Annotated in this window: 11 protein-coding genes; 3 read left to right on the forward strand and 8 right to left on the reverse strand. The window is 64.9% G+C overall.

Annotated features, from left to right (window positions below; all coding sequences use genetic code 11):
• Positions 1 to 384 precede the first annotated feature (384 nt).
• Positions 385 to 2,091, forward strand: coding sequence for a BCCT family transporter (locus tag DM872_RS12755; RefSeq protein ID WP_179059842.1), 1,707 nt, complete (start codon positions 385 to 387; stop codon positions 2,089 to 2,091).
• Positions 2,092 to 2,252: 161 nt separating this feature from the next.
• Here DM872_RS12755 and DM872_RS12760 read toward each other — a convergent pair whose 3' ends face one another.
• On the reverse strand, positions 2,253 to 3,161 hold the full coding sequence (locus tag DM872_RS12760; RefSeq protein WP_179059843.1) for a LysR substrate-binding domain-containing protein: 909 nt from the start codon (positions 3,159 to 3,161) through the stop codon (positions 2,253 to 2,255).
• Positions 3,162 to 3,432: 271 nt separating this feature from the next.
• Here DM872_RS12760 and DM872_RS12765 point away from each other — a divergent pair, with 271 nt between their 5' ends.
• A complete protein-coding gene (locus DM872_RS12765; protein ID WP_179059844.1) occupies positions 3,433 to 4,803 on the forward strand; it encodes a transposase in 1,371 nt (456 codons plus the stop codon).
• A 380-nt stretch (positions 4,804 to 5,183) separates the two neighbouring features.
• On the opposite strand, the gene DM872_RS12770 is transcribed toward DM872_RS12765, so the two are convergent.
• The 5 genes from DM872_RS12770 to DM872_RS12790 all read right to left on the reverse strand — a co-directional run bounded on the left by DM872_RS12770 (position 5,184) and on the right by DM872_RS12790 (position 9,542).
• A complete protein-coding gene (locus DM872_RS12770; RefSeq protein WP_077522374.1) occupies positions 5,184 to 5,621 on the reverse strand; it encodes a GlcG/HbpS family heme-binding protein in 438 nt (145 codons plus the stop codon).
• 5 nt (positions 5,622 to 5,626) lie between these two features.
• Positions 5,627 to 6,988, reverse strand: coding sequence for a metal-dependent hydrolase family protein (locus DM872_RS12775; protein WP_179059845.1), 1,362 nt, complete (start codon positions 6,986 to 6,988; stop codon positions 5,627 to 5,629).
• A 109-nt stretch (positions 6,989 to 7,097) separates the two neighbouring features.
• A complete protein-coding gene (locus DM872_RS12780) occupies positions 7,098 to 8,021 on the reverse strand; it encodes a LysR family transcriptional regulator (protein WP_179059846.1) in 924 nt (307 codons plus the stop codon).
• Positions 7,997 to 8,383 (reverse strand): Rieske (2Fe-2S) protein, encoded by a 387-nt coding sequence (locus tag DM872_RS12785; RefSeq protein WP_373273710.1) that lies wholly within the window; start codon positions 8,381 to 8,383, stop codon positions 7,997 to 7,999. The genes DM872_RS12780 and DM872_RS12785 overlap by 25 nt, the downstream gene beginning before the upstream one ends.
• Before the next feature lie 97 nt (positions 8,384 to 8,480).
• Positions 8,481 to 9,542 (reverse strand): aromatic ring-hydroxylating dioxygenase subunit alpha, encoded by a 1,062-nt coding sequence (locus DM872_RS12790; protein ID WP_179059847.1) that lies wholly within the window; start codon positions 9,540 to 9,542, stop codon positions 8,481 to 8,483.
• Positions 9,543 to 9,721: 179 nt separating this feature from the next.
• Between DM872_RS12790 and DM872_RS12795 the strand changes: the two genes are divergently transcribed.
• A complete protein-coding gene (locus DM872_RS12795) occupies positions 9,722 to 10,330 on the forward strand; it encodes a TetR/AcrR family transcriptional regulator (RefSeq protein ID WP_179059848.1) in 609 nt (202 codons plus the stop codon).
• Positions 10,331 to 10,393: 63 nt separating this feature from the next.
• Here the strand turns inward: DM872_RS12795 and DM872_RS12800 are convergent, their stop codons facing one another.
• Both DM872_RS12800 and DM872_RS12805 read right to left on the reverse strand, forming a co-directional pair.
• Entirely contained in the window at positions 10,394 to 11,338 is a 945-nt protein-coding gene (locus DM872_RS12800; protein WP_179059849.1) for a PDR/VanB family oxidoreductase, read from the reverse strand.
• A gap of 103 nt (positions 11,339 to 11,441) precedes the next feature.
• The gene (locus tag DM872_RS12805; RefSeq protein ID WP_179059850.1) at positions 11,442 to 12,566 is read right to left on the reverse strand and encodes an FAD-dependent oxidoreductase; all 1,125 of its coding nucleotides are present in this window, start codon (positions 12,564 to 12,566) and stop codon (positions 11,442 to 11,444) included.
• Positions 12,567 to 12,742 lie beyond the last annotated feature (176 nt).

Genomic DNA, 12,742 nt, shown 5'->3' on the forward strand with positions numbered 1-12,742 from the left:
AAGGAAATGCGCAGCCGATGGGCCTGCTGCATGGCGGCGAGTTTCGGCAAGAGACGGAGCAGTCGACAAACGATATTTTTTGGCTGATTAATTACTTTTGATCATTAATCAGAAAACCTCAATATCAAACAAAGCCCACATATTCAGTGGCTTGTAAGCAGTCATAGCGGGCAATCCGATTAATGATCACTGGTAATAAGTTGATGAGGAGAAATGAGTTGTCCGCGTGAAAGGCTTCCCCCATTTTGATGCCACTTCTCGGATCTCGAATGATTCGAGAACGCCCTGCGCTGGAGCGGTGGCCACAGGCAAAAGCCGGTGGCGAACCACCGCTTCGACGAGCAAAGCCCTCAAACCCTTGAACAAAAATAAAAGGGGACAAACATGCGTGCAGAGTCCGGCCCTCTCAAAGGCCTAAACCCGACCGTAACCCTGATTTCGATAGCAACCGTGGTGCTATTCGTACTGTTCTGCGCGCTCATGGACGAGCAAGCGGCCGAAGCCTTCGAATCGGCGTCAACCTTCATCCTGAACAACTTCAAGTGGTATTACCTGGCACTGGTGAGCGGTGCCCTCGGCCTCCTGATCTGGATCTCCATCAGCCGTTTCGGAACCTTGAAACTCGGTGCCCACGACGACGAACCAGAGTTCAGCTTCGGTTCCTGGATCGCCATGCTCTTCAGCGCCGGGATGGGCATCGGCCTGATCTTCTGGTCCGTCGCCGAGCCAATGCTGCACTACGCCGACAACCCCTTTTCCAAGGGGCTGACAGATGAAGCCGCGAGCATGGCCATGCGGATAACCCTGTTCCACTGGGGCCTGCACCCCTGGGCGATCTTCTCCCTGATCGGCCTGAGCCTGGCCTACTTCGCCTATCGCAAGGGTTTGCCCCTGGCGCTGCGCTCCCTGCTGTATCCCCTCATCGGCGACCGCATCTACGGCTGGATCGGCCATGTCGTGGACATCATGGGCGTCGCCATCACGGCGTTCGGCGTGTCCCAGTCCCTCGGCCTGGGTGTGGCGCAAATCAATACCGGGCTTCACCTGGTGTTCGGCTTGCCCATCAGCACCGTGCTCCAGCTGTCCATCATCCTGGGGGTCACCATCATCGCCTCCGTCTCCCTCCTCGCGGGCCTGTCGAAAGGGATGAAGCGGATTTCAACGCTCAACATGTACATCTCCTTCGTACTGATGCTGATCGTCCTCGCCCTCGGACCGACCCGTTACATCCTCAATCTCATGTTCGAATCCACCGGGGACTATGTGCAGAACCTGGTCGGCCTGAGCCTCTGGATGGATACCCAGAAAGACACCGAATGGCAGAACTGGTGGACCGCCTTCTACTGGCCGTGGTGGATGACCTGGGGGCCGTTCGTGGGCCTGTTCATCGCGCGGATTTCCAAAGGACGCACCATTCGGGAGCTCATCGTCGGCGCCCTGGTAGTGCCCACGCTGGTGACGATTCTCTGGATGTCGGTCTTCGGCGGAGCCGCACTCAAGCAGGAACAAACCGAGCGCCAGCAGTACGAGAAATCGGCCGCAAGCACTGAGCTCGTGCAGGAACAGGCGAAGTTCGAAGGCGGCTCCGTGCTCCTGGCGACCAAGAAGGAAGCGACGGCGGCCATGTTCACCTTGCTGGAGAAGCTGGACGGCCCGGTGGTCGGTGGCGCGCTCTCCATACTCGTGTGCCTGCTTCTGGCCGTGCACTTCGTCACCACCGCCGATGCGGGCACTCAGGTGCTCTGTACCTTGAACGCGCTGGGCAGCACCAACCCGCCCAACTGGATCAGGCTGCTCTGGTGCATTCTCGAAGGCGCCGTTGCCGCCGGACTGCTCCTGGCGGGCGGGCTCAAGGCCATCCAGATGGCGAGCATCGTGGTCGGCCTGCCAATCGCAATCCTGATGATGGTAATGAGCCACACCCTGGTTCGCAGCCTGCGCCAGGAGTCGTTCAACGGCCAACACGACCTACCCCCGGGTGGCCGTCTACCGGTTCAGGAACATTCCCAGGAGGGTGTCTCGCAACTTCGCGGACCGGTACTGGGCGGGGCTGTAGCGGCCACTTCATTGACCGCACGAAGAGCCAGCTGACATTGGCAAACCTGTGGCGCCGCTACGGTTTGCTGTACGCGATCAACCGCAAGCGCCACTAGCCACCTGACAGCACCAGGGCCGTCAGCCACAAGCTGACGGCCCTGGTCGTTCCGGCATCCGCAAAGCCGATCCGCGCACCGCCAGCAGCGACCGTCTCTTCATCCCTGCACCGAGGGGAGCCCCATGAGCCAGTCGCGGAACAGCTTCACGCTGTGTCGTGGCCCACGGGTATTGAGCGGTTCCAGCAAGCAGAACTTGGCGTCTGTCTGCAGCACCAGATCGTTCGGCCGTATCAGCGCGCCGGTGCTCAACGGTTCATCCACCAGCCGGTTCCAGGCGAGCGCCACACCCTGGCCGCTAGCGGCTGACTGGATCAGCATGCTGTAGCTGTTGATATTGACCCGATGCTTCGGAATGACCGGCTCGTGCCCCAGGCGCTTGAACCACTCCGGCCAACCGATCCAGTCGCGCTGCGAGTCCTCAAGCCATAGCCAGGTACAGGAAGACAGCCCTTCGATGGATGAGAGCCGGGGGTTCTTCGCCAGGTAGGCCGGACTGCAGACCAGATAGATCTCTTCCGAGAAAAGCGGCGTGACCTCCATGTCCTTGGGCGGCGTGCTGCAGTAGTAGAGCGCCAGATCGCAATCTAGCCGGGCGTAGTCCTTCACATGATCGAGCGCGATGATGCGCAGGTCGATCTCCTCGTGCTGACTTTGAAACTCCGCAACCTTGGGCAAGAGCCAGAGCGATGCCATGGCCGTGCTGGTGGCCACCGTCACTTGCTGGTCCCCTCGCCATTGCCGGATTTCACCTGTGGAGCGGGCCAGGTGAAGCAGGCAGTCACGTACCGTCTCGTGGTACTGGGTACCTGTCGGCGTCAACGCGATGCTTCGGGTGGTCCTCTCGAACAGCGTCTTGCCGAGATAATCTTCCAGTAACCGGATCTGGCGACTGATCGCCCCCTGGGTGACGTTCAGCTCCTTGGCGGCATGGGTAAAACTCAAATGACGGGCAGCGGACTCAAAGGCAAGCAGGCTGTTGAGAGGCGGAAGAGGCTGGATTTTCACGGCGTTTACGACCACTCATTCTTATTCTGTCGAGTCGCATCATTTTAGTGGTCTGAAGCCAGTTACGGTGCAAAGCGACACCGAGTTACTTCCATTTTTTATGCGTACCCGTGCCTGCACGAGGTGCAGACGGCCACGCGTCGGCTCTCAGCCACAAGATCGGCCGCGGGCACTTGCGAAGGTCCTCTTCCGACCGATTCTGTTGAAAAAGTAGCTGCCGCCCCAGGCCGCCGGCAAAATCACGCGCTCAGCGAACGTGGGGGCAGGCTGCATGATGGGACAGTTACCGGGAGGACAGGCACGCCTGTTCTACTCGTTCAATCTGGAAGATCACGTCCCGCCTCAACACCTCCTGCGCAGCATCGACCAGTGCCTGGATCTCAGCGACCTGCGCGCCCACCTGGCCGACTTCTACAGCCCCATCGGACGCCCGTCGATTGACCCGGAGTTGATGGTGCGCATGCTGGTCGTGGGCTACTGCTACGGCATCCGTTCCGAGCGACGGTTGTGTGAAGAGGTGCATCTGAACCTGGCCTATCGCTGGTTCTGTCGGCTGGGTCTGGAGGATGAAGTCCCTAATCACTCGACCTTCTCGAAGAATCGCCACGGCCGCTTCCGTGACAGCGGCCTGTTCCGCTGGTTGTTCAATGAGGTGCTGCGGCGCTGCATGGCGGCCGGCCTGGTCAAGGGTGAAGGCTTCGCCGTCGACGCCAGCATCATCAAGGCGGATGACAGCCGGCAACGTGGGGTGGCGGGAGATGAGGTCGACTGGCGCGATCCGGCGCTCAGCACCCGTGCCGTGCGCGAGTACCTCGAAGCCCTCGATGAGGAAGCGCTGGCGGAAGCCCTGCCCAAGAAAATTTCGCTCACCGATCCGCAGGCGCGGTGGACCGCCGCGCCAGGTGGCCCGGCCTTCTTTGCCTACGCTACCAACTACCTGATCGACACCGCGCACGGTGTGATCCTGGATGTGGAAGCCACCCCGGCGCATCGCACCGCCGAGGTCGAGTCGACCAAAACGATGGTGGAGCGCGTCGAAGCGCAATTCGACCTCACGCCGGAACGCCTCATCGGCGATACCGCCTATGGCACTGCCCCGATGCTGGCCTGGATGGTTGAAGAGAAGGACATCGAGCCGCATGTGCCAGTGTGGGACAAGACCGAACGCAAGGACGACAGCCTCTCCAGCAACGACTTCCACTGGGACCAGGAGGCCAATGAATACCGCTGCCCAACCGGCAAACCGCTACGCAGTGAATGGCGCGCCTTCACCCAGCAACGGTCGCGGGTGACCAAGGCCAACACCATCATCTACCGCTCCAGCCAAGCCGACTGCGCCACCTGCCCACTGAAAGCCAAGTGCTGTCCCAAAACGCCGAACCGCAAGATCGTCCGCAGCATCCATGAAGCCGCCCGCGACGTGGCGCGACGCATCGCCAAGACGCCGGAGTACCTCCGCTCCCGCTGCGAGCGCAAGAAGGTGGAGATGCTCTTCGCCCACCTCAAACGCATCATGAAACTCGACCGCTTGCGCCTGCGTGGCCTGACAGGTGCGACTGACGAATTCACCTTGGCCGCGACGGTGCAAAACCTGCGACGTATGGCCAAGCTCATGCTTCACGGGCCACCAATCACGGGATAGGTACGCCTGCGGCGAGCAGAAACCCTCGAATTAACCCTAAAACCTGAGCCGGAACGCTCAGTGAAAGGCCGAAAGGCAACTTGGAGTGGCTTGCAGCCACTTCGAAAGCTGTCACGCCTGGCCGGCTGGCTACCGCAAAACCGCCTTTTTCAACAGAATCGGCCGATTGCTGCCATTCGGGACTGGCTGATTCCGGCGAGAAGCGCTCCTCCCCACCTGAGGCCTCTCGTCCGGCATTCACCTTCCAAATTAGTGCCTGGCGTCGAAGCGCTGTACCCACCCTTGCTCGCGGATATGCTCGACCAGCAGATCAACGAACACGCACGTCTTGGCAGGCCATAGCGTGAGTCTCGCTGGAGTCGTACAGCTAGCCAGACAGATCAGGACTCGCCGGTATCCGGCACCAGGTGCGCCGCCAGCACGCCAGCGATGGCGCAGCGTTCGTCGTTGTCGGAGGTGTCGCCGCTGATGCCGATGGCGCCGAGGATCTCGCCGCCGCCATTGCGCACCAGCACGCCCCCCGGCACCGGCAGCATCTGCCCACCGGCCAGGTCGCTCAGGGCGTTGAAGAAGGCCGGCATCGCCGCCGCGCGGCGCGCCAGTTCGCGGCCGCCGAAGCCCATGCCGAGCACCGACGCCGCCTTGCCGCTGGCGATCTGTGGCCTCAGCAGGCTGGCGCGCTCGTCGCGCTTGAGCGCCAGCGGGTGCCCGCCGGAATCCAGCACTGCCACGCACAGGGGCTGCAGGGCCAGCCGTCGGCCTTCGGCGAGGGCGGCATCGACCATCAGCGAGGCCAGTTCCAGAGTGAGTCTGCGCATGCCGGTCACCCCCGCGCCGGGACGGGACGCTTGCCAGCCGCCACCGCACGCTGCCGGGTATGCAGCTCGGCCCATTTGACGGTGTTGAAGTCGCTCACCTTGTAGGGGTCGTAGCCCGGCACCTGGGGCTCCATACGCTGCCCGCCGAGGTAGACGCCGCGAATGCGATCGCGCTCCTGCAGGATCGCGACGTTCTCCAGGGGCGAACCGTCGATACGGATGAAGTCAGCCCGCCGCCCCACCTCGATGGCGCCCACTGGCTGCGTGGCCGGCAGCATGCGTGCCGAAACCGAGGTGGCGGCGCGCAGCGCCTCGGCTGGGGTGAAGCCCAACCAGTCCACCAGTATCTCGATCTCCCGCGCATGCCATTCACCGTAAGGCGTGATGGCGAAGCCACTGTCGCTGCCGGTCATGAAGGGCACGCCGGCCTCGCGCGCGCGGCGCAGGTTGCGGCAGCCGACGTCGATCACCCGCTGCTGCATGGCCGCGTATCCGCTGCGGGTGGAGGGCTCGTAGTCCTCGGCGAACTCGACGTTGTTGGCCAGCATGGTGAAGGTGGGCGCCAGGTGGCTGCCGGACTCGAGCATCGCCTCGATGCAGGCGTCGTCGAGGAAGAACGCGTGGAAGATCACGTCGACCCCGGCGCGGGCGGCGTAGAGCACCGCTTCGCGGCCGTAGGCGTGCACCGCCACCTTCTTGCCGAGGCGATGGGCTTCCTCGACCATCGCGCGGGTCTCCGCCTCGGTGAAGGCGGCGATGTGTTCGCCGTTGGCGCGGCGCTGGGTGCCGTCCATGGCGATCTTGATGAGGTCGACGCCATCCTTGGCCTGGCGGCGGATTTCGGCGATTTGCTCGTCACGGGTGGCGCACAAGCGCCCGGTGAAGTATTCCGGCGTGCCGACCCAGCTCGGGAACCAGTCGTTGAGGCTCTGGCGGTTGGCGATCACGTTGCTGCTGGCGGCGATGCGCGGTCCAGCGAACAGGCCGGCGTTGATGGCGTCGCGCACCGCGATGCTGCACTGGCCGGCGTCCCCGGGCACCACCACCGAGGTGTAGCCGGCGGCTAGCACGTGCTGGGCGAAGAACAGGCCGCGCAAGGCGCGGAATTCCGCGGAGACGTGGAGGTCGATGTCCTCCTCGCTCTTGGCGTTGCCGAACACCAGGTGGGTATGGACATCCACCAGGCCGGGCATGACGAAGTGCTCGCCGGTGTCGATCAGGGTTTCGCCTGGTAGCGGCTGCGGAGCGCTCGCGCGGGGGCCGACATGACTGAACAGGCCGTCTTCGATGATCAGCGCCTGGTCGTGGCGGGCCTGATCTTCCAGGCCGGTGAACAGGGTCTTGCAGTGGACGTGGAGTCTGGACATGGCGGTGCGGCCTCTTGTTGTCGTGCCATCACGCTACCCAGTGCCCCTGGAGTGCGGGAAGTGAAGTTTGCTGCTGGCTGGGCATGAAGGAAATTGATGGCCGCGCTTGTCAGGCGGCCACTTCCGCCAATAGTCCGCGTAGCCATGCCAGTGCCGGGTCGCCGTCCTGGCAGGTGTGCCACTGCAGCACCTGGCGGGTGACCGGGAACGGCAGCGGGGGCTCCAGCAGGCGTATCGGGAAGCGTCGTGCATAGAGCCGCGCCAGGCGGCTGTGGAGCGTCGCCAGGCACGGACCACCGACGACGAACTCGGGGATCAGCCCGAACTGTTCGACGGCCACCGCGACGCGCCGGTCCAGGCCCTGGCTGGCGAGGAATTCCGCCTCCATGCTGCCCTGGGCACCGGTTCCCATCTCGCGCACCACATGGGGCGCCGCCAGGTACAAGTCCAGCGTCAGGCCCTCAGCCAGCGCCGGGTTGTCTACGCAGGCGATGACGCTGAAGCCATCCTCGAACAGGGACTGTCGCGGATGGCGTTCGGAGCCGTGGGCATGGGGCAGGATCACCAGGTCGCAGTGCCGTTGTTCCAGAGCCTCGTCCACCAGGCCGCCGGCCTCGCCGCCGCGCTGCGGGACCAGGCTGAGCAACTGCAGGTCCACCCCGGGCGCCACCTGGGCCAGGAGCTGGCGCAGCGCCGGCAGCAGCACCGCCAGCACATAGTCGGAAGCCATGATGCGGAAGCGTCGCCGGGCTTGCCCGGGCTCGAAGCGGACGTTGGCGAAGGCGATCCCGCGCGCGCCGTCCAGCACCTGGTGGATGTCGGGGTGAAGGCGCTGCATCAGCGCAGTGGGCAGCATGCGCCCACCCACCAGGACGAACAACGGGTCCTGGAAGTGTTCGCGCAATCGGCCTAGGGCGGCGCTCACCGCCGACTGGGTCAGGTGCAGGCGGTTGGCCGCCCGGGTGACGTGGCGCTCGAGAAACAACGCATCGAGCACCACCAGCAGGTTCAGGTCGAGACCGTGGAAGCGCACGCCGGCTCCTCCGTGTCGGCAAGCCCCTCCAGCCACAGGCCACCCTCGGCATCGGTCGTTACCGCAAGGGCTTGCAGCGACTGGCCGAGGCACGGGCCGAGCACGCAGAAGCCGTTGTCGGGACGGAACAGCGCGCCATGGGCGAAGCACACGATGTGCTGCCCATCACCGGACATGAAGCGGTCCTTGCGGTACTGCATGGCCACGTCCAGATGCGGGCAGAGGTTGCGGTAGACCCGCACCTGGCCGCGCCAGCGCAGGGCGAGCACGGTGTCACGGCCATGACCCCAGGGGTCGAACCCACGGGCACGGCCCTCCTCCAACTGGTCGTCGTGGCAGAGGTAGTTCAGATCGTCGGGCACGGCCGGTCTCGGAAATGCTGTTGGGGCGCAGGCTGCCATGGCGTGCCGGCCCCAACCAATCGCGAGTGGCGATGCGAGGTATCGCCCGCCGGGATACTCAGGCCTGGACCGCGCGCACGTCGATCCGGGCCGCCTGCTCGTCGGCGATCAGCTTGTCCAGCACACGGCGGGCGCGCACCGCGGCTGCATCGCCGTGCAACAGGACCGGCTTCAGAGACCAGAAATCGGCGTCACCGATCATCCCCTGCTGGGCTTCGAGCATTGGCAGGTCCTCCGTGCTGAACGGCTGGTTGAGGGCGGACACCTGCTCCTCGGCGATGCGCTCACCCAACTCGCCCATCTCGCGGGGGATGGGGAAGGAGAACCAGTAGTGGGTGGTGGTGTCGGTCTCCGGGGTGAACAGGTGCGGCAGCGGGGTTTCCCGGCCCTCGGCACGCGGCTGCCCGGTAGGCACCGCGCCGGCCAGCAGGAGCATATTGGCCGGAGCGTCCCAGCGCACGTCGATCCAGCGGTCCACCGGCGTGCCGTGGACGATGCCCATCGCGCCGTAGAGGAAGTCCGGCATGATCTCGGCGACGGTCTGGCGGTACGACCAGATCGTCTCGCCCTGCTGCTCGACACGGGTGATTGCCTGGCTGACATCACTGCTGCCGAGGGTGCTCGGGTGCAGGTATTGGATGTGGGACAGGTCGAGGATGTTGTCCGACTCCAGCACGTAGTTGGCCCGCGCATGTAGGTAGCGCTTGGCAACGTAGTAGCGCGCCGGGTCCATGCAGCCAAAGTCCGGGATCGATGCTTCGTCCGCTGCCGCCACGTCGCCCATCCAGATCCAGATGAGACTGTGCTTCTCCACCACCGGGAAAGCCCTTACCCGCGCCGCCCGAGGGATGCCGCCATCACCATGGGGATTGCGGGTGCAGGCGCCGCTGCCGTCGAACTCCAGGCCGTGGTAAGCGCAGCGCACTTGGCCGTCGCACAGCGTGCCCATGGACAACGGTGCGAAACGGTGCGGGCAGCGATTGTGGATGGCCTGCACCTTGCCCGCCTCGTTGCGGAAGAAGAGCACGGACTCGTTGAGCAGCGTACGGGCGAATAGTTCGCCGGCCTTGACCTCATCGTCCCAGGCGGCGACGTACCAGGTGTTGTTCAGTAATTTCATCTTGTTCTTGTCCTCATGGGCGTTTCGACAGGGTTGCCTGCATCGATGGCCCGTCCCCCTGATATGCTCGCGCCTTCCCGCCGTGACAGCGGCGGGAAGGCTCAGGGGACGGCCCATCGAAGCAATGTAAGCAGCGCTCACATTAGTCATCCCCCTTACTCCGGTCAATGGCTTATTCCATGAACGAGACACGTGCGTATCACCACGGAAACCTGAGGCAATCGTTGATCGACGCCGCCCTCGAAGCGGTTGAACAGAATGGTTACCAGGAGCTATCGCTACGCGACCTGGCGCAGGCACTGGAGGTTTCCAGGGGCGCGCCCTACCGGCACTTCGCCGATCGCGACGCCCTGTTGCGCGCCTGCGCGGGCGAAGGATTCCGCCGCCTGCTGCAAGCCCATCGCAACGTGGCAGCGGGTACGGGCACGGCGCAGGACAAGGCGCGGGCGGCCTGCCAGGCATTCCTGGCATTCGCCGAATCGCAGCCGGGGCTGTTCCTGCTGATGTACGACTCGGGCCTGCTGCAGCAGGCCGAGGACGAAGACGAACTGGGCGGCCTGCTCCAGAGCATCTACGCGGGCATCGCGGCGACGCTGCAGGAAGCCCTGGAAGAAACCGACGATGACCGCCTGCAGGCGCGCCTGATCGCCATGTGGTCGACGCTCTACGGCTACGCGCGGCTGCGCCAGAGCCGCATGCTCAAGCCCTACATGCTGGGCTCGCTGACCCGCGAACAGACTGAAGCGGCGGTGATCGCCTCCGCCATCGGTCCGCTGCCGGCCCCCTAGGTCGCACAGCGGCGCACCCTGCCGACCCTGGCGTGCGCCGGCCCGGCAGGGTTGCCACCGGGATCAGAGATCCAGCACCAGTCGCGGGCTGCGCGAGCGCGAGCAGCAGGGCGTGAACTGGTCGTTGCGCCCCTGCTCCTCGACTGTGAGGAACATGTCGCGGTGCTCTGGTTCGCCTTCAAGCACGCGGGTCAGGCAAGTGCCGCAGATGCCCTGCTCGCAGGACAGCGGCAGATCGATCCCGGCCTCCTGCAACACGTCGGCCACACTGCGATCCGCCGGCACCTGGAAGCAACGCCCATCGCTGGCAAGTTGCACCTCGAAGGCACCGTCATCGCCCTTGGCCTGGGGCTCGGCAGCGAAGTACTCGCGGTGCAGGGCCGACTCCGGCCAGCCGGCCTTGCGCGCCTCGTCCAGCACGTGGGCCATGAAGCCGCCGGGACCGCAGACATACAGGTGATCGCCGTCGGCATAGTCCGCCAGCGCCTCGGCCGTCTGCAGGCGCCGGGTATCGTCGAAGTGGAAACTCACCCGTCCGGCGAACGCCGAGGCCTCGATGCGCTCGACGAAGGCCGTGCGCGCCGCCGAGCGGCCGCAGTAGTGCATTTCGAACTCCGCCCCGATGGCGGCCAGGCGCTCGGCCATGCAGAGGATCGGGGTAATGCCGATGCCGCCGGCGAACAGCCGCGTGCGGCGGGCGCCATGGGCCAGCGGGAAGAGGTTGCGCGGCTCGCCGATGCGGATGCCGCTGCCCTCCCCGACCTGTTCGTGCATGGCCTGCGAGCCGCCACGGCTGGCCGGGTCCAGCAGCACGGCGATCTGGTAGCGGTGTCGCTCGTCCGGGTGGTTGCACAGCGAGTACTGGCGCACCTGGCCGTTGGGCAGATGCACATCGATATGGGAGCCGGCGCTGAACGGCGGCAACGCGCCGCCATCGGCGCGGGCCAGTTCGAAGCTGACGATGCCCTCGGCTTCCGGGTGTTTGCGGGTGACCCTGACCTCGATCATGGACACTGACCTCATGCAAAGACGCCCGTCGTGCCCGGAGCGAACCGGGTACGGCGTGCGGAAAGACGGGAACGGCGGCCGCTCCGGCGGCCGGCCGCGGACTTCAGATGGGTTCGGCTGTCAGCTTGAGCATTGCCTTGGTCAGACCGATGCGGTCGAAGCTGGCATCGCGGGCCATTTCCCGTTCGCCGGCCATGATCGAGTTCTCGCTGATGTACTTGCAGCGCTCGAAGCGGCGGTCCATGAAACGCTCCAGGCGCTCCTGAATCGAGCCCGCGCCGGTCAGTTCCAGGCTCAGCACCAGCGCGTCCTCGATGGCCATGCCGGCGCCCTGTCCCAGGTGCGGCGTGGTGGCATGGGCGGCATCGCCGATCAGCAGCACGCGGCCCTTGAACCAGGGCTCGTTGACGAACACCACCTCCATCGGCTTGTAGACAACCTGGCTGCTGTCGGTGATCTGCTCGCGCAACTCGCCCACCAGGCCGCCGATCTGGCCGATGCGGTCGCGCATCAGCTCCGCGAGCTGCGCTGGTTCGTACCAGGGATTACTCGGCTCATGGGAGGTGGAGAACATGTACATCAGGTCGTCGGCCAGCGGCACCAGGCCGGCGTTGCCTTCGGCACCTACGTAGCTCGCCAGGTGGTCGATGGACGGGTGGCGGGGGAAGTTGTAGCGCCACACCGCCTGGCCGGTGAAACGCGGCTTGTAGGTGTCGCCGAAAAGCATGCCGCGGATCTTCGAATAGACGCCGTCGGCGCCCACCACCAGGTCGTAGCGGCCGGTACTGCCGTCGGTGAAGGCCACATCCACGCCGTCCACGTCCTGTTCGAAGGACTCCACCGTCAGCCCCAGGCGCACCTGCGCGCCCAGCTCGATCGCGGTGCCGCTCAGCACCTGGTGCAGGGCCAGGCGCGAGATGCCGACGTTGGCGGGATACTCGGGGCCGGCCAGGCGCTGTCCGGGAATGCGCACCAGGGCGTTACCCTGCAGGTCGTAGATACCCACGTCCTCGAAGGCGTAGGCGGCGTCGAGGTAGTCGTCGAGCACGCCGAGGCGGGCCATCTCGCGCACCACGTTGCTCTGCTGGATGATGCCGACGCCGTAGACGGTCCACTCGGACTTGATCTCCACCAGGTCCACCGCCACGCCCTGGCGGCGCATTGCGATGGCCGCGCAGAGCCCGCCAATGCCGCCGCCAACTATGAGTACCTTGCTGATATCGCTCATGGATGAATCCTTGTTCTTGTTGTGGGAGCGCACGGGCGATCGCGAGCGTGACGGCCCGTGCCGGGTAGGTATTTCGAGGGGGACCACGCAAGCGCGGCAGGCAGCACGACAGCCGGAGAGCGGCCCTTGGGAGCACAGGCTAGGAAGGCGCGAACAATTTGACTAATCGTTAGTCG

Origin of the sequence: Pseudomonas taiwanensis (assembly GCF_013393345.1) — a bacterium.
Lineage (GTDB): Bacteria > Pseudomonadota > Gammaproteobacteria > Pseudomonadales > Pseudomonadaceae > Metapseudomonas > Metapseudomonas resinovorans_C.

Bases quoted from the DNA above. Each gene is read 5' to 3' on its own strand.
- DM872_RS12770 (WP_077522374.1), bottom strand. From the start codon at position 5,621: ATGCGCAGACTCACTCTGGAACTGGCCTCGCTGATGGTCGATGCCGCC.
- DM872_RS12790 (WP_179059847.1), bottom strand. From the start codon at position 9,542: ATGAAATTACTGAACAACACCTGGTACGTCGCCGCCTGGGACGATGAG.
- DM872_RS12765 (WP_179059844.1), top strand. From the start codon at position 3,433: ATGATGGGACAGTTACCGGGAGGACAGGCACGCCTGTTCTACTCGTTC.
- DM872_RS12805 (WP_179059850.1), bottom strand. From the start codon at position 12,566: ATGAGCGATATCAGCAAGGTACTCATAGTTGGCGGCGGCATTGGCGGG.
- DM872_RS12795 (WP_179059848.1), top strand. From the start codon at position 9,722: ATGAACGAGACACGTGCGTATCACCACGGAAACCTGAGGCAATCGTTG.
- DM872_RS12800 (WP_179059849.1), bottom strand. From the start codon at position 11,338: ATGATCGAGGTCAGGGTCACCCGCAAACACCCGGAAGCCGAGGGCATC.
- DM872_RS12775 (WP_179059845.1), bottom strand. From the start codon at position 6,988: ATGTCCAGACTCCACGTCCACTGCAAGACCCTGTTCACCGGCCTGGAA.
- DM872_RS12755 (WP_179059842.1), top strand. From the start codon at position 385: ATGCGTGCAGAGTCCGGCCCTCTCAAAGGCCTAAACCCGACCGTAACC.